Genomic DNA, 19,964 nt, shown 5'->3' with positions numbered 1-19,964 from the left:
AATTGACGGAGATCGAAATGTCTTCACGCATTCCCACGCTGGATATCCGGCGTTTCGACAGCGACCGTGACGCCTTCGTGGCCGAACTGGGCGCCGCCTACCGCGAGTGGGGCTTCGCCGGCATCAACGGTCACGGCATTCCGCAGGCCGACATCGATGCCGCCTACGGGGCCTTCAAGTCGTTCTTCGCGCTGCCCGAAGAAGCCAAGATGAAATACCACGTGCCCGGCGGCGGCGGCGCGCGCGGCTACACCCCGTTCGGCGTGGAGACCGCAAAGGGCTCCAAGCACTTCGACCTCAAGGAGTTCTGGCACATCGGCCGGGAGATTTCCGACGATTCGAAGTACCGCGATGTGATGCCGCCGAACCAGTGGCCGGAGGAAGTGTCCGGGTTCCGCGAGCACGGCTACGGGCTGTACCAGGCCCTGGACGCGCTGGGTTCGCGCGTGCTGAGCGCCCTGGCGCTGCACATTGGCCTGGCGGAGGACTTCTTCGCCGACAAGACCAACTTCGGCAACTCGATCCTGCGGCCGATCCACTACCCGCCGATCACCGCCGACGACATTCCCAACGTGCGCGCAGGCGCGCATGGCGACATCAACTTCATCACCCTGCTGGTTGGTGCCAGCGCGGCCGGGCTGGAGGTGCTGTCGAAGCAGGGCGAGTGGGTACCGTTCACTTCCGAGGCCGACACGATCGTGGTCAATATCGGCGACATGCTTGAGCGCCTGACCAACCACACGTACCCGTCGACGATCCACCGTGTGGTGAACCCGCCGGGGGAGCAGGCGCGCAATCCGCGCTATTCGGTGCCGTTCTTCCTGCATCCGAACCCGGACTTCCTGATCGACGTGCTGCCCTCGTGCATCAGCGCCGACAACCCGAGCCGCTACCCCGAGCCGATCACCGCCCAGGGCTTCCTGGACGAGCGGCTGAAGGAAATCAAGCTCAAATAAGCACCGCCACCGGCGCCGGATCGCGTCCGGCGCCGGCGGATAGAATTGATACCCCTCATGACTTCATCTGGAGACGATATGCGCCCACGGATCGTGGCAGGAAACTGGAAGCTCAACGGTGATCGCGCGTTTGCCAACGCGCTGCTGCAGGGCATGACTGCCGTGGGCGTGGCTGAAGGCGTGCAGGCCATCGTGCTGCCGCCGTATCCCTACCTGCCGGAGCTGGTTGGCAACTGGAAGGGGCGCGGTTTCTCCTTCGGTGCCCAGGATGTGAGCGAACACCCCAACGGTGCCTACACCGGTGAAACCTCCGCGGCCATGCTGGCCGACGTAGGGGCCACGCATACTCTGGTGGGTCATTCGGAACGCCGTCAGTACCACGGTGAGGACAGCGCCGTGGTGGCGCGCAAGTTCATGGCGGCCAAGTCGGCCGGCCTGGTGCCGATCCTGTGCGTTGGCGAGACCCTTGAGGACCGCGAGGCGGGCAATACCCAGGCCGTGATCGGCAGCCAGCTGGCTCCCGTGTTCGAAATTGGCGGCGCGCAGGCGCTGGACGGGGCCATCGTTGCCTACGAGCCGGTCTGGGCCATCGGTACCGGGCGTACCGCAACCACGGAACAGGCGCAGGAAGTCCACGCGTTCATCCGTAGCGAGGCGGGCAGGCACGATGCTACAATCGCCGGCTCGCTGCCGATCCTCTATGGCGGCAGTTGCAAACCCGACAACGCCCCCGCGCTGTTTTCGCAGCCGGACGTAGACGGTGGGTTGATTGGCGGCGCCTCCCTGGCGGCCGCGGATTTCCTCGCCATCATCGCCGCTGCGGCGCGCTGACCAACGGACCCGATCCGATGCTGCTGTACGTACTCAACATCCTGTTCGTGCTCATCGCCATTTCCATGGTGGTGCTGATCCTCATGCAGCGCGGCTCCGGCGCCGCGGCCGGCTCCGGTTTCGGCGGTGGCGCTTCGGCGACCGTCTTCGGCGCACGTGGCTCGGCCAGTTTCCTGACCAAGGCGACCAAATGGCTGGCGATTGCGTTTTTCGCCGTCACCCTGGCCATGGCCTGGTTCGCCACCCGCAGCGCCAACCAGGGCCAGCTGCAGCAGGACATGGGCATCATGGGTTCGATCCCGACGGTGCCGCAGGCGCCCGTGGCTGATCCCGCCGTGCCCCAGGCGCCCGCGGTCACGCCGCCGGCCGGAGAGGCCTCCGTGCCCACCGTCCCCCAGGCACCGGCGGAACTCCCCGAGCAGGAGACGGGAGACAACTGACAGGGGGTACAATCCCCGGGTTGCGCAGGGTTTCAAAGCGGTTTCAATGCCCAGGTGGCGGAATTGGTAGACGCACTACCTTGAGGTGGTAGCGACGAGAGTCGTAGGGGTTCGAGTCCCCTCTTGGGCACCAACAACCACGCCGGCGCGATTAATCGCGCCAATATCGCAGCCCCGCCCAGCGCGGGGTATTTTGTCCGTGCGTAGACATTTACAATCCTTTACTCACCGGTACAGGATTGGTTACAATTGAACAGGTGGATCCGGTTGTTTCGGGTCCCGTTTTTTTTGACCTTCCATCATTGCGAAGGATGGTCTCCCGGCGCGAAAGCGCCCAGCGACGGCCGCGATGCGGCCGCTAGCCGAGAGAACAACGCGTGCTGGCCGAATACCTGCCCACTTTGCTGTTCCTGATCGTCGCCACAGGCATTGGCGTCGCCCTGCTGATCATTGGTCGGCTGCTCGGGCCAAGAAGCCCGAACGCAGAGAAGCTGTCGCCGTACGAATCGGGTTTCGAAGCTTTCGAAGATGCGCGCATGCAGTTCGATGTGCGTTATTACCTGATCGCGATCCAGTTCATCGTCTTCGACCTTGAAATCATCTTCATCCTCCCCTGGGCCACGGTCTTCCGCGACCTCGGCATGGTGGGACTGGTGGAGATGGGCATCTTCGTGGGCCTGCTGCTGCTGGGCTTCATTTATGTTTGGAAGAAGGGAGCCCTGGAATGGGAGTGACGCAGACAATCCGCAAGATTGCTGACATGGCCAGCAATCCGGAACCGGAGGCGCGGCTGGATGACATCCTGCGCCCTGGGGGTGACAACCCGCTGCTGGAGCGCGGATTCGTCACCACCAACGCGGACACCCTGTTGAACTGGGCGCGTACCGGCTCGATGTGGCCGGTCACGTTCGGCCTGGCCTGCTGCGCTGTGGAAATGATGCACGCCGGCGCCGCGCGCATGGACATGGACCGCTACGGCGTGATCTTCCGCCCGTCGCCGCGACAGGCCGACGTGATGATCGTGGCGGGAACGCTGGTCAACAAAATGGCCCCCGCGCTGCGCAAGGTCTACGACCAGATGCCCGACCCCAAGTGGGTGATTTCCATGGGCAGCTGCGCCAATGGCGGCGGTTACTACCACTATTCCTATTCGGTGGTGCGCGGCTGTGACCGGGTGATCCCGGTTGACGTGTACGTGCCTGGCTGCCCGCCGACCGCCGAGGCGCTGGTCTACGGCATCCTGCAGCTGCAGCGCAAGATCCGCCGCGCCAGCAACTTTGGTGATGAGCCGACGGGGCAGCGCAATGGCTGATCGGCATATGGCGCTGGCGGATCGCCTGCGTGAACGCTTCGCCGGAGCCGAGGTCAGCGTGACCGGCTCGCGCGCGGAAGCTGGAATCATGTTGCAGGCCGACCAGTGGCTGGCCGCTTGCCAGGCGCTGCGCGACGAGTTCGGCTTCGAGCAGCTGATCGACCTGTGCGGCGTGGACACCCTGGGGTACGGCACCGACGAGTGGGACACCGGCGTGTCCTCGCATGGGTACAGCCGCGGCGTTGTCGGTCGCGGCCCCGGGCGTTTCGCTTTCGGCCAGACCCATACCCAGCAGCTGGCGCAGCCGGCGGGCGAGGGCGCCGTGCCGGTGCCCGAGCGGCGCTTTGCCGCGGTGGTGCAGCTGCTGTCCGTACAGCACAACCTGCGCCTGCGGGTGACGGCGTTCGCCCCGGATGAAGAAGTGCCGATGCTGGAGTCGCTGACCGGTATCTGGCCGGTGGCCAACTGGTTCGAGCGCGAGGCGTTCGACCTGTTCGGCATCGTGTTCCAGGGCCACCCGGACCTGCGCCGGATCCTGACCGACTACGGTTTCGTCGGCCATCCGTTCCGCAAGGACTTCCCGCTGATCGGCAACGTCGAGGTCCGCTACGACCCGGAGCGCAAGCGCGTGGTGTACGAGCCGGTGACCTCGGTGGAGCCGCGGGTGACCGTGCCCAAGGTGATCCGCGACGACGCCCGCTACGCCACTTCGGCCGGTGAGCAGGTTGATTACAGCCCGACCACCGGTATCGGCCCGGCCGATGCAGGAGCAGTGAAATGAGTGCGGTTCCCAACCCTGGAACTGGAGCTGCTGACGTGAACATCGACTCCCCCGACCGGGAGATCCGCAGCTACACGATGAACTTCGGTCCCCAGCATCCGTCCGCGCACGGCGTGCTGCGCCTGATCCTGGAAATGGAAGGCGAGACGGTGCTGCGCGCCGATCCGCACGTGGGCCTGTTGCACCGCGCCACCGAGAAGCTGGCCGAGTCCAAGCCGTTCAACCATTCGATCGGCTACATGGACCGCCTCGACTACGTGTCGATGATGTGTAACGAGCACGCATACGTTCGCTCCATCGAGACCCTGATGGGGATCGAGGCGCCCGAGCGCGCGCAGTGGATCCGGACGCTGTTCGACGAAATCACCCGCATCCTCAACCACCTCATGTGGCTGGGCGGCAACGCGCTGGATCTGGGTGCGATGGCGGTCATGCTCTACGCGTTCCGCGAACGCGAGGAGCTGATGGACGTGTACGAGGCGGTGAGTGGCGCGCGCATGCACGCGTCGTACTACCGTCCCGGCGGCGTGTACCGCGACCTGCCGGACGCGATGCCGAAGTACCGCGAATCGCCGTGGCGCAAGGGTGCCAAGCTCAAGCGCTTCAACGAATGGCGCGAGGGCTCGATGCTGGACTTCCTGGAAGCCTTTGCGAAGGACTTCCCAGGCCGCATCGACGAGTACGAGACCCTGCTCACTGACAACCGCATCTGGAAGCAGCGCACCGTCGGCATTGGCGTGATTCCGCCGGAACAGGCGCTGGCCTGGGGCATGACCGGCCCGATGCTGCGCGGCTCCGGTGTGGAATGGGATCTACGCAAGACCCAGCCCTATGCCAAGTACGCGGAAGTCGACTTCGACATCGCAGTGGGCACCGAGGGCGACTGCTACGACCGTTACCTGGTGCGCATGGCCGAGATGCGCCAGTCGATCCGGATCGTCGAGCAGTGCGTGGCCTGGCTGAAGGCCAACCCCGGCCCGGTGATGGTCGACAACTACAAGGTTGCGCCTCCCTCCCGCGAGGAGATGAAGGACGACATGGAAGCGCTGATCCACCACTTCAAGCTGTTCAGCGAAGGCTACAGCGTGCCGGCGGGCGAGACCTACCAGGCAGTGGAGGCGCCCAAGGGCGAGTTCGGTTGCTATCTGGTTTCCGACGGCGCCAACAAGCCGTTCCGCGTGCACCTGCGCGCGCCGGGCTTCGCCCACCTGTCGTCCATGGACACGGTGGTCAGGGGACACATGCTGTCCGACGTGGTGGCCATGATCGGCACCTATGACGTCGTGTTCGGCGAGATCGACAGGTAAGGACGATGAAAGCGACAGGCAATTTCGAGAAGGCGCGCAACGTCGACCCGATGGTGGCGCTCAGTGACGACACCCGCGCGACGATTGACCATTGGGTGGGCCGTTTTCCCGCGGACCGCAAGCGCTCGGCGGTGATCCAGGCGCTGTTCGCCGCCCAGGAGCAGAACGGGGGCTGGCTGAGCGACGAGATCATCGCCGCAGTGGCCCGGTACCTTGATCTACCTCCGGTATGGGCTTACGAGGTGGCCAGCTTCTACTCGATGTTCATCATCGGCGAAGTCGGCCGCAACAACGTGGCCTTCTGCACCAACATCAGCTGCTGGCTCAACGGCGCCGATGCGCTGGTTGCCCACGCCGAAAAGAAGCTGGGCTGCAAGCTGGGCGAGAGCACGACCGATGGTCGCGTGTTCCTCAAGCGTGAGGAGGAGTGCGTGGCCGCTTGCTGCGGCGCGCCGGTACTCCTCATCAACGGCCATTACCACGAGAAGCTCACCACCGCGAAGGTGGACGAGCTGCTCGACGGACTGAAGTGAGTCGAAGCACGATGGCGCATTACTTCAACAAGGTTTCCGAGGGTCGCGGACCGGTTGGTCCGGCTCCCACGGAGCATCAGGCTGTCTACACGACGCTGCACTTCGACAAGCCCTGGTCCTATGAGAACTATCTCAAGACCGGCGGATACAGCGCGCTGCGCAAGGTGCTGGAAGAGAAAATCCCGCCGGCCGACGTGATCGAGATGGTCAAGCAGTCGGGCCTGCGTGGTCGTGGCGGCGCAGGCTTCCCGACCGGGCTGAAGTGGAGCTTCATGCCCAAGGATTCGGGCATGCAGAAGTACATCCTGTGCAATTCGGACGAGTCCGAGCCGGGCACCTGCAAGGACCGCGACATCCTGCGCTACAACCCGCATTCGGTGATCGAGGGCATGGCGATCGCCTGCTATGCCACCGGTTCCACCGTGGGCTACAACTACATGCGCGGCGAGTTCCACCACGAGCCTTTCGACCACGTCGAAGAGGCACTGGCCGAGGCCTACGCCAACGGCTGGCTGGGCAAGGACATCCTTGGCTCGGGCGTGGACATCGACATCATCAACGCGCTGGGCGCGGGCGCCTACATCTGCGGTGAGGAAACCGCGCTGATGGAGTCGCTGGAAGGCAAGATGGGCCTGCCGCGGTTCAAGCCGCCGTTCCCGGCCAACTTCGGCCTGTACGGCAAGCCGACCACGATCAACAACACCGAGACCTTTGCTTCGGTACCGGCGATCCTGCGCAACGGGCCGGAATGGTTCCTCAATCTGGGCAAGCCGAACAACGGCGGCTCAAAGATCTTCTCGGTGTCGGGGCATGTGCAGAAGCCGGGCAACTACGAAATTCGCATGGGTACCCCGTTCAGCGAACTTCTGGAGATCGCGGGAGGAGTGCCGCCGGGGCGCAAGCTCAAGGGCGTGATCCCGGGTGGCTCCTCGATGCCGGTACTGCCGGGCGAGACCATGATGGGTCTGACCATGGATTACGACAGCATCCAGAAGGCCGGCTCCGGCCTCGGCTCGGGCGCCGTGATCGTGATGGACGACACCACCTGCATGGTGCGTGCCTGCCAGCGCATCGCCCGCTTCTACATGATGGAAAGCTGTGGCCAGTGCACCCCGTGCCGCGAAGGCACCGGCTGGATGCATCGCATGATTACCCGCGTCGTTGACGGGCTGGCAACGGTTGATGACCTGCATGTGCTGCGTGCAGCGGCCGGGCAGATTGAAGGTCACACCATCTGTGCCTTCGGTGAAGCCGCGGCCTGGCCGGTGCAGGGTTTCCTGCGCCACTACTGGGACGAATTCGAATACAGGATCGTCAACGGCCGCTTCCTGGTCGATGACGAACGCAACGGCACCGTGGTGCCCAAGGCGGTAGTGGCATGAGCGCCCAGCCAGTCAATCCGAACCTTCCCCCGGACCACGTCACCGTCTTCATCGACGGTGTGGAAATGGCGGCGCCGAAGGGTTCGATGATCATCCAGGCCGCCGACAAGGCCGGGATCCAGATCCCCCGTTTCTGCTATCACGACAAGCTGGCGATCGCGGCCAACTGCCGCATGTGCTTGGTTGAAGTGGAAAAGATGCCCAAGCCGGCGCCGGCCTGTGCCACGCCGGTCATGGATGGCATGAAGATCTCCACCCGCAGCGAAAAGGCACTCAAGTCACAGCGCAACGTGATGGAATTCCTGCTGATCAACCATCCGCTGGATTGCCCGGTCTGCGACCAGGGCGGCGAATGCGAGCTGCAGGACCTGTCGATGGGTTATGGCCGCTCGGTGAGCCGCTTCGTCGAGCGCAAGCGCACCGTGGCCGACGAGAACCTCGGGCCGCTGGTTGCCAGCGAGATGACCCGCTGCATCCACTGCACCCGCTGCGTACGCGTGACCGAGGAAATCGCCGGCACGCATGAGCTGGGCACGATGTACCGAGGTGAGAACCGCCAGATCGGCACCTATGACGGCAAGCCGCTGACCACCGAGCTGTCCGGCAACGTGATCGACGTCTGCCCGGTAGGCGCGCTGACCAACAAGGTGTTCCAGTTCCGCGCACGCCCGTGGGAAATGATTGCCAAGGAGTCGCTGGGCTATCACGACCCGCTGGGCAGCAACCTGTTCGTGCACCTGCGCCGTGGCGAAGCCATGCGCGTGGTTCCGCGCGACAACGAAGAAGTCAACGAGTGCTGGCTGTCCGACCGCGACCGCTACTCGCACCAGGGCCTGTACGCCGCAGATCGCGCCACCGTGCCGATGCTGCGCGACGGCGATGCCTGGCGCGAGGCGTCTTGGGACGAAGCGCTGGGCCGTGCCGCGCAGATCCTGCGCGACAACGCCGCTGATGACCTGGGCATCCTGGTGCATCCGGCCACCTCGAACGAAGAGGGCGCGCTGTTGGCGCGGCTCGCACAGGGCCTGGGAACCGCCAACATCGATCACCGGATCGGTCAGGTGGATGCCGCAGGTGCCGGGGCGGCCGAACCGTTTGCCATGCCGGTAGCCGATGTTTCCACTGCCGACGTGGTGGTGATCGTGGGCAGCAACCTGCGCCACGAAGTGCCATTGCTGCACCAGCGCGTGCGCCAGGCCTGGCGCAAGGGCGCACAGGTACATGTGATCAACCCGGTCGATTTCGAATTCACCTTCGATATCGCCAGCAAGCGGATCGTCGCTCCGTCGCGTATTGCCGACGCGCTCGAATCCGGCGAGCTTGCCGGGATCCTGCGCAACGCCGACCGCGCCGCGGTGATTGTTGGCGCGCTGGCCGAGTCCGGTCCGCACGCAGCCACCATCCGTTCAGCGGTTGCCGCGCTGACCGGTTCCACCGGCGCCGCGCTGTGCCGGATCCCGCAGGGTGCGAACGCGCTCGGCCTGACCAGGGCGGGTGTGCTGCCGGCCTCGCGCGATGCCCGCACCATGCTGGTGGAGCCGCGCTCTGCCTATGTGCTGTACGGGATCGAGCCCGGGCTGGATTTCGCCGACCAGGCGCCTGCGCTGCAGGCACTCAAGGCCGCCCAGGTGGTTGCGTTCAGCCATTTTGCGTGCGAATCCACGCGGGCCGTGGCCGACGTGATCCTGCCGGTGGGCGCACTGCCCGAGATCGACGCGACCCTGACCAATCTCGACGGCCGCGACCAGAAGGCCGTGGCGGGAGCCAAGCTGCCGGGCGAGGCCCGTGCCGGCTGGCGCGTGCTGCGTGCCCTGGGTGGCAGCCTTGAGCTTCCGGGCTTCGAGTTCACCGATCTTGCCGGGCTTCGCGCCGGGATCAAGGCCGCTGGGGCCCCGCAGCACGACAGGTCGAAGGCCGTCGGTGCCAGCGTGGACGCTGGCAACAACGGCTTCGAGCTGGCTATCTCTCCGGCCATCTACCGCAGCGATGCGGTGGTCCGCAGGGCGGCAGCGCTGCAGGCGCACCCACTCACCCTTGGTCCTCAAATCAGCATCAATCCGGATGATGCACAACGCATTGGAGTGTCCAAAGACGCCATGGTGAAGGTTTCCAACCATGCCGGCACCGCCACCCTGAAGGCATCGGTCAGCGACCGCGTTGCTGCCGGTTCTGTCTGGGCTGAAAGCGGCTACGGTGCAACCGCTGCCCTGGCGGCCGGTCGCTTGGAGGTGCTGCCGGCATGAACACCGCGCAAGTTCTGACCCAGTGGCTGGCACCGCTGCACGAATTCCTGCTCGGGCTTGGGGCCATCGGCGTGGTCATCTGGATCGTGCTCAAGATCCTGGCCATCGCTGTGCCGGTGATCCTTGCTGTGGCGTTCTACGTCTGGTGGGAGCGCAAGCTCATGGGCTGGATGCACATCCGTCATGGGCCCAAGTACGTCGGCTTCGGGATCCTGCAGACGTTCGCGGACGTCTTCAAGCTCCTGTTCAAGGAAGTGATCCGGCCCACGCGGGCCAACCCGGTGCTGTTCTTCCTGGCTCCGTTGATCACCTTGGTACCGGCCTTCGCGGCTTGGGCCGTGGTGCCGTTCGACGTGCAGCTGGTGCTGTCCAACGCCAACGCCGGACTGCTGTACCTGCTGGCGATGACCGCGCTGGGCGTCTACGGCGTGATCCTCGCGGGTTGGGCGTCGAACTCGAAGTACGCCTTCCTTGGCGGCATGCGTGCCGCCGCACAGATGGTCAGCTACGAGATCCCGATGGGCTTCTCGCTGGTGGGCGTGCTGATCGCCGCCGGCAGCCTGAACCTGAGCGACATCGTGATGGCGCAGCAGGGTGGGGCAGGCTTGTTCAGCTGGTTCTGGCTGCCGCTTGCACCGCTGTTCGTGATCTATTTCGTCTCCGGCCTGGCCGAGACCAACCGCCTGCCGTTCGACGTGGTCGAGGGCGAGTCGGAGATTGTGGCCGGGCACATGGTGGAGTACTCCGGGTCGGCGTTCGCGCTGTTCTTCCTGGCCGAGTACGCCAACATGCTGTTGATCAGCTTCCTGACCGCTACGTTCTTCCTCGGTGGCTGGCTGTCGCCGCTCCCCGCGTCGTGGATCCCCGAGGTGCCGGTGCTTTCGGTGCTGCTGGGAGACGGCTGGTGGTGGCTGTTTGCCAAGGCGTTCTTCTTTGCCAGCTGTTTCGTGTGGTTCCGGGCCTCGTTCCCACGTTATCGCTATGACCAGATCATGCGCCTTGGCTGGCGGGTGTTCATCCCGATCAGCATCGCCTGGATCGTGGTGACCGCGCTGATGGCCTACTTCGGCATCCTGGAAGGAGTGCAGCGATGAACCGTTTTGCTAGCTGGTTCCGGAGCCTGTTCCTGCTGGAAATGCTCCGCGGCCTGGCGTTGACGTTCAAGTACCTGTGGCGGCCGAAGTACACGCTGATGTACCCGATGGAGAAGGTGCCCCAGTCACCCCGTTTCCGCGGGCTGCACGCACTGCGCCGCTACCCCAACGGGGAAGAGCGCTGTATTGCCTGCAAGCTGTGCGAGGCGGTGTGCCCGGCGCTGGCGATCACCATCGATTCGGAAAAGCGCGATGACAACACGCGCCGGACCACGCGCTACGACATTGACCTGTTCAAGTGCATCTATTGCGGGTTCTGCGAGGAATCGTGCCCCGTCGATTCGATCGTGCTGACCCACGTGCACGAATACCACTTTGAAAACCGCGGTGAGAACGTGGTCCAGAAGCAACAGCTGCTGGCGATCGGCGATCGGCTCGAGGCCGAGATCGCAGAACGCCGCACCGCCGACTCCGCATACAGGTAAGACGATGGACTTCGTAACGCTCGCATTTTTCGCGTTTGCCGCCATTGCCGTCATGGCCGCGGTGGGGGTGATCAGCGTCCGCAACCCGGTGCATTCGGTGTTGTTCCTGGTGCTGACCTTCTTCTCGGTCGCCTGCACCTGGATCCTCATCGGGGCCGAGTTCCTCGGCGTTGCCCTGGTGCTGGTCTATGTCGGCGCCATCATGGTGCTGTTCCTGTTCGTGGTGATGATGCTGGACATCAATATCGCGCCACTGCGGGAAGGCTACGTGCGCTACTTGCCCGTCGGGCTGGTGGTGGCGGTGACCATGCTCATCCAGATCCTGACCGTGTTGGGGCTGCACGCCCGCAGCGTGCCGTTCCCGGCGCAGCCGGAAGGGGCCGAAGCCGGCAATACCGCCTGGGTGGCCTACACGCTGTTCACCGATTACCTGCTGCCGTTTGAAATCGCGGCGCTGATCCTGACCGTGGCGGTGATCGCCGCGGTGACCCTGACGCTGACCCGCCGGGAAGGCACCAAGCGCCAGAATCTGGGCGAGCAGTCGAGGGTGCAGGCCGCTGATCGCGTACGCCTGGTCAGCATGAAGGCGGGCCCGACCCGCGGCACGGGCGATGTGCCCGCGGATGGACAGGCTCCGGACGGGGAGGACAAGCGATGAGTTTCCTTGGCGAGGGCCTGGCCCTGGGCCACTACCTGGCGCTGGGTGCGGTGCTGTTCTGCATCAGCGTTGCCGGCATTTTCCTCAACCGGAAGAACGTGATCGTGCTGCTGATGTCGATCGAACTGATGCTGCTGTCGGTCAACATCAACTTCGTCGCGTTCTCCCGCGAGCTCGGGGAAGCATCCGGCCAGGTGTTCGTGTTTTTCATCTTGACGGTGGCGGCCGCCGAGGCGGCGATCGGCCTGGCAATCCTGGTCGCGCTGTTCCGCAACCGGCAGACCATCAACGTCGCCGACATCGATCTGCTGAAGGGGTAGGCGGGCAATGGAACTTTCAACAACCCACCTGCTGGTCATCGTCCTGGCACCGCTGCTGGGCGCGATCATCGCGGGCCTGTTCGGACGCCAGGTAGGCCGCGCCGGCGCGCATACCGTCACCATCCTGGGCGTGGCGATCAGCTGCGCGCTTTCGGGCTGGGTGCTCTGGCAGCTGGTGCAGGGCGCCGCGTCTTATAACCAGAACGTGTACACCTACTTCGAGGTGGGCAGTTTCTCCGCCCACGTCGGGTTCATGGTGGACCGCCTGACCGCAATGATGATGGTGGTGGTGACCTTCGTGTCGCTGCTGGTGCACGTCTACACCATCGGTTACATGAAGGATGACCCGGGCTACCAGCGGTTCTTCAGCTACATTTCGCTGTTCACCTTCTCCATGCTCATGCTGGTGATGAGCAACAACTTCCTGCAGCTGTTCTTCGGCTGGGAAGCGGTCGGCCTGGTGTCGTATCTGCTGATCGGCTTCTGGTTCAAGAAGCCTTCCGCGGTGTTCGCCAACATGAAGGCGTTCCTGGTCAACCGGGTGGGTGACTTCGGCTTCCTGCTCGGCATCGGCGCCGTGGTCTACATGTTCGGCACGCTCGATTACGCGACCGTATTTGCCAGCGCCGACGCCACCGTGGGCGGCGGCCAGATCCTCGAGTTCCTGCCGGGCGTTGAGTGGTCCGCGGCCACGGTGATCTGCGTGCTGCTGTTCATCGGTGCCATGGGCAAGTCCGCGCAGGTGCCGCTGCACGTGTGGCTGCCGGATTCGATGGAAGGCCCGACCCCGATTTCGGCGCTGATCCACGCGGCCACGATGGTCACCGCGGGTATCTTCCTGGTTGCGCGGATGTCGCCGCTGTTCGAACTGAGCGATGCGGCGCTGGCGTTCGTGCTGTTCATTGGTGCAACGACGGCCTTCTTCACCGGCCTGATCGGCATCGTGCAGAGCGACATCAAACGCGTGGTGGCTTACTCGACGTTGTCGCAGCTGGGCTACATGACCGTGGCGCTGGGCGTGTCGGCCTACTCGGCGGCGGTGTTCCACCTGATGACGCACGCATTCTTCAAGGCGCTGCTGTTCCTGGGTGCCGGCTCGGTGATCATCGCCATGCACCATGAGCAGGACATGCGCCGCATGGGTGGCCTGCGCAAGTACATGCCGGTGACGTTCTGGACCATGGTGATCGGCACCCTGGCCCTGATCGGCACGCCGTTCTTCTCCGGCTTCTACTCCAAGGACACCATCATCGAAGCGGCCGGCCATGCTGCCGAGCGGATGGGTTGGGTAGGCACCTACGGATACTGGGCTGTGCTGGCGGGTGCGTTCATTACCAGCTTCTACAGTTTCCGCCTGCTGTACCTGACCTTCTTCGGCAAGGAGCGTTTCCGCGATGCGGCCCCGCACGCCGATGACGGGCACGATGAACACCATGGGCCGGTTGAGCCACGCGAGTCGCCTTGGGTGGTGACCCTGCCGCTGGTGCTGCTGGCCATCCCGTCCATCGCGATCGGTTTCTTCACCGCCGGGCCGATGCTGTTCGGCACCAACTGGGCGGGCACGATCGAGCAGGTGCCGTTCTTCACCGGCGCGATCGACCTGGCCGCGGCCCGCGATACGGTGGCCCTGCTGGGCGAGCAGCTCTGGCACGGCCCGGTGGCATTCGCGCTGCATGGGTTTGTCACCCCGGTGTTCTGGCTGACCGCGCTCGGCTTCGCATTGGCTACCGCGATGTACTGGTGGCGGCCGGAGCTGGCTGACCGCGCCAGGCAGGCCCTGCGCCTGCCGGTCAAGGTGCTTGAAAACAAGTACTGGGCTGACGATCTGTGGATCAAGGGCTTTGCCGGTGGCAGCCTTCAGCTGGGCCGGGTGTCCCGCTGGATCGACGAGAAAGTGATCGACGGTCTGATCGTGAATGGTGCGGTGCGCATTGTTGGCCTGGTGGCCTCGGTGTCGCGCCGCGCTCAGACCGGTCTCCTTTACCACTACGCATTCGTGATGATCATTGGCCTGGTGTTGCTCCTGGCCGTGCTTATCCGCCACTGGCGCTGACGGAAACAGATACGTGTCGAACTGGCCTCTTCTAAGTCTTCTGATCTGGCTCCCCATCCTGGGCGGCCTGTTTACTCTGGCATGCGGAAACGCACGACCGGGCGCTGCCCGTTGGGTCGCACTCGGGTCGGCGGTGGTGATCTTCCTGATCAGCCTCCTGCTGCTGACCGGATTCGATTTTGCCGCTCCCGGGCTGCAATTCCTGGAACGCAGGGAGTGGATCCCCGCGTTCGACATCCAGTACCACCTGGGTGCCGACGGGATTTCGGCAGCGCTGATCGTGCTGACCACGCTGACCACGGCGCTGGTGCTCATTGGCGCCTGGACTTCGATCAACACCCGGGTCAGCCAGTATTTCGCAGCCATGCTGATCCTGGAAGGCATGATGATCGGCGTGTTCTCGGCCGTGGACGCGATGCTGTTCTACGTGTTCTTCGAGGCCATGCTGATCCCGATGTTCATCATCATCGGTGTCTGGGGCGGGCCGCGGCGCGTCTACGCCACGATCAAGTTCTTCCTGTACACGTTCCTGGGCTCGATCTTCATGCTGATCGGCCTGATCTACCTGTACCAGAAGGGCGGCAGCTGGCAGCTTCCCGACCTGTACGCGCTGCCGCTGACCGCAACCGAGCAGATGTGGCTGTTCTTCGCCTTCATGGCCGGCTTCGCGATCAAGATCCCGATGTTCCCGGTGCACACCTGGCTTCCGGACGCGCACGTGGAAGCGCCGACCGGCGGCTCGGTGATCCTGGCTGCGATCATGCTGAAGATCGGTGGCTACGGCTTCATCCGTTTCTCGCTGCCGATCGTGCCGGACGCCGGCCAGGAATGGGCCTGGCTGATGATCCTGCTGTCGTTGATCGCGGTGGTCTACGTCGGCCTGGTCGCCCTGGTACAGGACGACATGAAGAAGCTGATCGCCTATTCGTCGGTCTCGCACATGGGCTTCGTGACCCTGGGTATCTTCCTGGCGTTCATCCTGGTGCGAAGCGGTGACGCCGACGCGGCCCGTTTGGGCCTGCAGGGCGCGATGGTGCAGATGATCAGCCACGGATTCATTTCCGGCGCCATGTTCAGCTGCGTTGGCATCCTCTATGACCGAATGCATACCCGGCGGATCCGCGATTACGGCGGGGTAGCCACCGTGATGCCCTGGTTCGCCGCATTCTTCGTGCTGTTCAGCATGGCCAACTCCGGCCTGCCGGGCACGTCCGGTTTCGTCGGCGAGTTCATGGTGATCATGGCCTCGTTCCAGGCCAGCCCGCTGATCGCTTTTGCAGCCGCGCTGACCCTGATCATCGGCGCCTCGTACTCGCTGTGGCTGGTCAAGCGGATCTTCTACGGCGAGGTTTCAAACGCCCACGTGGCAGGACTGAAGGACATCAATGGCCGCGAGGCCCTGGTGCTGGGCGTCTTTGCCGCTGGCGTGCTGGGGATCGGCGTTTGGCCGATGCCACTGACCAACCTGATGGAGCCATCCATCGCGCAACTGGCGGAACTGTTGACCGCCACCAAGCTTTGAGGATGATGTCGCGATGACGTTCGTAGCCCCAGTCCGCACCTTCGCCGAATTCGCACCGCTGCTCCCGGAGCTGACGGTGGTCGCCGGCGCGTTCGGACTGCTGATGCTGGATCTTTTCCTCGACGAGCGCCGCCGCGTGATTACCCACGCGCTGTCCGTCGCCACCCTGCTTATTGCCGCGGCTTTCATCGCTATGGGGGTAGGCGGGCAGGGCGAAGTGATGGAAGGCCTGTTCATTCGTGACACCGCCTCGGACGCTCTGAAGTTCGTCACCCTGCTGATTTCCGCGCTGGCGCTGGTGTACCTGTGGCCATTCATGCGCGAGCGGGGGCTGTACCGCGGCGAGATCTCGATCCTGGTGCTGTTTGCCGTGATCGGCATGATGCTGCTGGTTTCGGCCGGTAACCTGACCATGATCTACCTGGGCCTGGAGCTGCTGGCGCTGTGCTCGTACGCACTGGTTGCGGTGGACCGCAACAGCAAGCTGGCCACGGAAGCCGGCATGAAGTACTTCGTGCTGGGCTCGCTCTCCTCCGGGTTGCTGCTCTACGGTCTGTCGCTGATCTACGGCGCAACCGGCACGCTGTATCTGGACGCGATCAACGCTGCCGCCGCGACGGTGACCGGTGAAGACCGCACCCTGCTGCTGGCGGGCCTGGTGTTCTCGGTGGTCGGTGTGGCCTTCAAGTTCGGTGCGGCACCGTTCCACATGTGGCTTCCGGATACCTACCACGGCGCTTCCACACCGATCACGTTGTTTATCGGTTCGGCGCCCAAGCTGGCCGCGTTCGGTCTGGCCTGGCGCCTGTTCGAGCAGGGCCTGGGCCCGATGTCGGACAACTGGCAGCTGCTCCTGGCACTGCTCGCCGCGCTGTCGCTGGCGATCGGTAACCTGGTCGCCATCGCGCAGAGCAACCTGAAGCGGATGCTGGCCTATTCAACCGTTTCGCACGTGGGCTTCCTGTTCCTTGGAATTGCCGGCGGCGGGCCCGAAGGTTTCGCTGCAGCGATGTTCTACGCCATTGTCTACGCGATCATGTCGGCAGCGGCGTTCGGGGCCATCGTGATGCTGTCGAACAAGGGCTTCGAGGCGGACGAGATCGAGGACTACAAGGGTCTGAACGCGCGCAGCCCATGGATGGCCGCCCTGGTGCTGGTGATCATGGTGTCGCTGGCCGGCGTACCTCCGCTGCTGGGCTTCTGGGCCAAGCTGGCGGTGCTGCAAGCCGCGCTGGCAGGCGACTTCATGTGGCTGGCCATTGTCGGTGTGGTGTTCGCTGTGATCGGCGCGTTCTACTACCTGCGGGTGGTCAAGGTCATGTACTTTGATGAGCCGGCAGGGGAGCCGCTGGCACAGAGGCAGGGTGGTACACTACGCACCGTATTTGCGATCAATGCGCTCGCACTGCTGGGCCTGGGCCTGTTCTGGAGCCCGCTGATGGCCCTGTGCCAACAGGCGTTCGCGGGCTGACGGAAGTGGGGTCTGATGTTTGGGTCCTACTGGCCGTAAAGGCTTGCAATAAAAGTTAAACGCCTTCATAATAGTTCTTCTGTTGCGGGGTGGAGCAGTCTGGCAGCTCGTCGGGCTCATAACCCGAAGGTCGCAGGTTCAAATCCTGCCCCCGCTACCAGCTTTTCGCGATTGGTGGATAGCTTCCTCAAAAGAAGCTATCCGGCTTGATCCAGTCGCGGATGGGTTGAGTCACAGTGCACCTGCTCGCACTGTGATACCGAAATCCTGTGGTATCGGACAAGGGGCCCGCCGGGCCCTTTGTCTTTTCCGGCATTCGAACAACACCCGGAGGACTGGCCTTTGGCCGACAAGGCAAGCACGATCACACAGCTGCTGGCGCCCACAGTGGAGGCGCTGGGGCTTGAGCTGCTGGGCATTGAATATCTGCCTACGCCGGGCGGCTCGCTGGTGCGTCTATATATCGACAAGCCGGGCGCTGAGGCCGGTGCGGAGATGGAAGGGCAGGGCGTGACCGTGGATGACTGCGAGGCGGTCAGCCGTGAAGTATCGGCGCAGCTGGACGTTGAAGATCCGATCACCGGCAATTACACGCTGGAGGTCTCTTCTCCCGGCGTGGATCGGCCGCTGTTCACCCCTGCCCACTTCGAACGTTTCCTGGGCGAAGCGGTGAAGATCACCCTGAAGCTTCCCCATGAGGGGCGCCGCAGGTTGCAGGGGAAGGTCGTGGCTGCGGATGAGCAGACCGTACAGCTTGAGGTTGACGGTCAACCGTTCGAAGTCGCATTTGGAAACATCGAGCGGGCACGTTTGGTGCCCGACTGGGCGGCGCTGGGACTGGCCGTACCTGAAAACAACAGGCCCGGGCGCGGCAGGCGTCCCGGAAAGCGCAAACACTGAATCCCGAGATAGTCAGAGGCGTAACAGAATGAGCAAGGAACTGTTGATGGTCATCGACGCCGTCGCCAGCGAGAAAGGCGTACCGGAATCGGTGATCCTGGAGGCGATCGAAGCTGCGCTGGCCACTGCCGCCAAGAAGCGCTTCCCCGAGCAGGATGTCCTGACCCGGGTGTCGGTCGATCCCAAAGATGGCAGCTACGAGACGTTCCGCCGCTGGGAAGTGGTTGCAGACGATGAAGTGATGGAGTCGCCCGATCGCCAGCTCAGGCTGATGGACGCGCTCGACGAGGCCGAAGGCGTCGAAGTGGGCGATTACATCGAAGAGCAGGTCGAGAACGCCGAGTTCGGTCGCATCGCCGCCCAGGCTGCCAAGCAGGTGATCGTGCAGCGCGTCCGCGAAGCGGAGCGTGCGCAGGTTGTGGACGCGTGGAAGGATCGGGTTGGCGAGCTGGTGACCGGCGTGGTCAAGCGCGTCGAGCGCGGCAATGTGTTCGTGGACCTGGGTGGCAACGCCGAGGCCTTCATTCCCAAGGACAAGGCGATCCCGCGTGACGTGGTTCGCGCCGGCGACCGCATCCGCGGCTATCTCTACGACGTGCGCAGCGAGCCGCGCGGCCCGCAGCTGTTCATCAGCCGCGCCGCGCCCGAGTTCATGATCGAGCTGTTCAAGCTGGAAGTGCCGGAAGTCGGCCAGGGCCTGGTCGAGATCAAGGCGTGTGCCCGCGACCCTGGTGACCGTGCCAAGATCGCCGTGATCGCCTATGACAATCGCACCGACCCGATCGGCGCCTGCATCGGCATGCGCGGCTCGCGCGTCCAGGCGGTGTCCAATGAGCTCAACGGTGAGCGCGTGGACATCGTGCTGTGGTCGGACAACCCGCCGCAGTTCGTGATCAACGCCATGGCTCCGGCGGAAGTGCAGTCCATTGTCGTTGACGAGGACAAGCATTCCATGGACCTGGCGGTGGCTGAGGAGCTGTTGGCCAAGGCGATCGGCAAGGGCGGCCAGAACGTGCGCCTGGCCAGCCGCCTGACCGGCTGGCAGCTCAACGTGATGACCCAGGACCAGGTGGTCGCCAAGTCCGAAGCCGAGCAGACCGCTGCCCGTGAGCTGTTTCAGGAAAAGCTGGAAGTCGACGAGGAAATCGCCGGAATCCTGGTGGCCGAAGGTTTCGGCACGGTGGAGGAAATCGCCTACGTGCCGGTCGGGGAATTGCTGGCGATCGAGGGCTTCGACGAGGATATCGTCGAGGAACTGCGCGCCCGCGCCCGCGAGTCTCTGCTCAACGATGCCTTGGCTTTTGAGGCCGAGTTGAGCGAGAACGGACCCTCCGAAGAGCTTCTGGCGCTGGAGGGCATGGAAGAGGCGGTTGCCTACGGACTGGCCTCGCACGGCGTGCGTACCGTGGAAGACCTGTCGGAGCTGGGCACCGATGAATTGCTCGACTTCGGCGTCGAGGGCCTGGACGAGGAGCGCGCAGGTGCGCTGATCCTTTCCGCTCGCGCCGACGAAATCGCTCGATTGGAGGCTGAAGGCTGATCAGCCGACCGCCCGTGGCAACCGGGATTGCACCGGGCCCGCCCCAAGGGCGGGAACCGGAAGATTCTCCCGGCAACCGTTAGAATTGAACCATCCCGCGGTGGCAGAACGCCGTCGCCCTGGACACGGAATCCGA

The 19,964-nt window shown here is 64.1% G+C and carries 19 protein-coding genes and 2 tRNA genes; all 21 read left to right on the top strand.

Annotation, left to right across the window (positions count from 1 at the left end; all coding sequences use genetic code 11):
* Window positions 1-17 precede the first annotated feature (17 nt).
* The 21 genes from ACW7G3_RS03335 (at window position 18) to nusA (ending at window position 19,828) form a co-directional block, all read left to right on the top strand.
* The gene (locus ACW7G3_RS03335) at window positions 18-956 is read left to right on the top strand and encodes an isopenicillin N synthase family dioxygenase (RefSeq protein WP_456981034.1); all 939 of its coding nucleotides are present in this window, start codon (window positions 18-20) and stop codon (window positions 954-956) included.
* A gap of 78 nt (window positions 957-1,034) precedes the next feature.
* A complete protein-coding gene (tpiA, locus tag ACW7G3_RS03330) occupies window positions 1,035-1,787 on the top strand; it encodes a triose-phosphate isomerase (protein WP_456972831.1) in 753 nt (250 codons plus the stop codon).
* A 17-nt stretch (window positions 1,788-1,804) separates the two neighbouring features.
* Window positions 1,805-2,227 carry a preprotein translocase subunit SecG gene (secG, locus tag ACW7G3_RS03325; protein WP_456981033.1) on the top strand — a complete coding sequence of 141 codons (423 nt, stop codon included), beginning with the start codon at window positions 1,805-1,807 and terminating at the stop codon, window positions 2,225-2,227.
* Window positions 2,228-2,275: 48 nt separating this feature from the next.
* Window positions 2,276-2,360 (top strand) — tRNA-Leu (locus tag ACW7G3_RS03320).
* Between the two features lie 244 nt (window positions 2,361-2,604).
* Window positions 2,605-2,961 (top strand): NADH-quinone oxidoreductase subunit A, encoded by a 357-nt coding sequence (locus ACW7G3_RS03315; RefSeq protein ID WP_456972415.1) that lies wholly within the window; start codon window positions 2,605-2,607, stop codon window positions 2,959-2,961.
* A complete protein-coding gene (locus ACW7G3_RS03310) occupies window positions 2,952-3,539 on the top strand; it encodes a NuoB/complex I 20 kDa subunit family protein (protein WP_456981032.1) in 588 nt (195 codons plus the stop codon). Before ACW7G3_RS03315 ends, ACW7G3_RS03310 begins: the two co-directional genes overlap by 10 nt.
* The gene (locus ACW7G3_RS03305; RefSeq protein ID WP_456972410.1) at window positions 3,532-4,320 is read left to right on the top strand and encodes an NADH-quinone oxidoreductase subunit C; all 789 of its coding nucleotides are present in this window, start codon (window positions 3,532-3,534) and stop codon (window positions 4,318-4,320) included. The genes ACW7G3_RS03310 and ACW7G3_RS03305 overlap by 8 nt, the downstream gene beginning before the upstream one ends.
* Window positions 4,321-4,397: 77 nt before the next feature.
* Entirely contained in the window at window positions 4,398-5,627 is a 1,230-nt protein-coding gene (locus ACW7G3_RS03300) for an NADH-quinone oxidoreductase subunit D (RefSeq protein ID WP_456981155.1), read from the top strand.
* 5 nt (window positions 5,628-5,632) lie between these two features.
* Complete coding sequence (gene nuoE / locus ACW7G3_RS03295) at window positions 5,633-6,160, top strand: NADH-quinone oxidoreductase subunit NuoE (protein ID WP_456981030.1); 528 nt, start codon at window positions 5,633-5,635, stop codon at window positions 6,158-6,160.
* An 11-nt stretch (window positions 6,161-6,171) separates the two neighbouring features.
* Complete coding sequence (gene nuoF / locus ACW7G3_RS03290; RefSeq protein WP_456981153.1) at window positions 6,172-7,542, top strand: NADH-quinone oxidoreductase subunit NuoF; 1,371 nt, start codon at window positions 6,172-6,174, stop codon at window positions 7,540-7,542.
* The gene (nuoG, locus tag ACW7G3_RS03285; RefSeq protein WP_456981028.1) at window positions 7,539-9,785 is read left to right on the top strand and encodes an NADH-quinone oxidoreductase subunit NuoG; all 2,247 of its coding nucleotides are present in this window, start codon (window positions 7,539-7,541) and stop codon (window positions 9,783-9,785) included. The genes nuoF and nuoG overlap by 4 nt, the downstream gene beginning before the upstream one ends.
* Window positions 9,782-10,879 (top strand): NADH-quinone oxidoreductase subunit NuoH, encoded by a 1,098-nt coding sequence (gene nuoH, locus ACW7G3_RS03280; RefSeq protein WP_456972404.1) that lies wholly within the window; start codon window positions 9,782-9,784, stop codon window positions 10,877-10,879. Before nuoG ends, nuoH begins: the two co-directional genes overlap by 4 nt.
* Complete coding sequence (nuoI, locus tag ACW7G3_RS03275) at window positions 10,876-11,364, top strand: NADH-quinone oxidoreductase subunit NuoI (protein ID WP_456972402.1); 489 nt, start codon at window positions 10,876-10,878, stop codon at window positions 11,362-11,364. The genes nuoH and nuoI overlap by 4 nt, the downstream gene beginning before the upstream one ends.
* A 4-nt stretch (window positions 11,365-11,368) precedes the next feature.
* A complete protein-coding gene (locus ACW7G3_RS03270; protein WP_456972400.1) occupies window positions 11,369-12,022 on the top strand; it encodes an NADH-quinone oxidoreductase subunit J in 654 nt (217 codons plus the stop codon).
* Entirely contained in the window at window positions 12,019-12,342 is a 324-nt protein-coding gene (gene nuoK / locus ACW7G3_RS03265; RefSeq protein WP_343256860.1) for an NADH-quinone oxidoreductase subunit NuoK, read from the top strand. Before ACW7G3_RS03270 ends, nuoK begins: the two co-directional genes overlap by 4 nt.
* A gap of 7 nt (window positions 12,343-12,349) precedes the next feature.
* Window positions 12,350-14,395, top strand: a complete 2,046-nt coding sequence (gene nuoL, locus ACW7G3_RS03260; protein ID WP_456981027.1) for an NADH-quinone oxidoreductase subunit L — start codon at window positions 12,350-12,352, stop codon at window positions 14,393-14,395.
* Window positions 14,396-14,408: 13 nt separating this feature from the next.
* Window positions 14,409-15,917 carry an NADH-quinone oxidoreductase subunit M gene (locus tag ACW7G3_RS03255; RefSeq protein ID WP_456972396.1) on the top strand — a complete coding sequence of 503 codons (1,509 nt, stop codon included), beginning with the start codon at window positions 14,409-14,411 and terminating at the stop codon, window positions 15,915-15,917.
* Window positions 15,918-15,930: 13 nt separating this feature from the next.
* Window positions 15,931-17,388, top strand: a complete 1,458-nt coding sequence (gene nuoN, locus ACW7G3_RS03250) for an NADH-quinone oxidoreductase subunit NuoN (RefSeq protein ID WP_456981025.1) — start codon at window positions 15,931-15,933, stop codon at window positions 17,386-17,388.
* Between the two features lie 83 nt (window positions 17,389-17,471).
* Window positions 17,472-17,548: transfer RNA gene (locus ACW7G3_RS03245), tRNA-Met, on the top strand.
* A 182-nt stretch (window positions 17,549-17,730) separates the two neighbouring features.
* Entirely contained in the window at window positions 17,731-18,288 is a 558-nt protein-coding gene (gene rimP, locus ACW7G3_RS03240; RefSeq protein WP_456981023.1) for a ribosome maturation factor RimP, read from the top strand.
* Between the two features lie 28 nt (window positions 18,289-18,316).
* On the top strand, window positions 18,317-19,828 hold the full coding sequence (gene nusA / locus ACW7G3_RS03235; RefSeq protein ID WP_456981022.1) for a transcription termination factor NusA: 1,512 nt from the start codon (window positions 18,317-18,319) through the stop codon (window positions 19,826-19,828).
* Window positions 19,829-19,964: the final 136 nt, after the last annotated feature.

The organism is Luteimonas sp. A478, from assembly GCF_054052025.1.
This window is presented reverse-complemented; position numbering and strand designations above follow the sequence as displayed.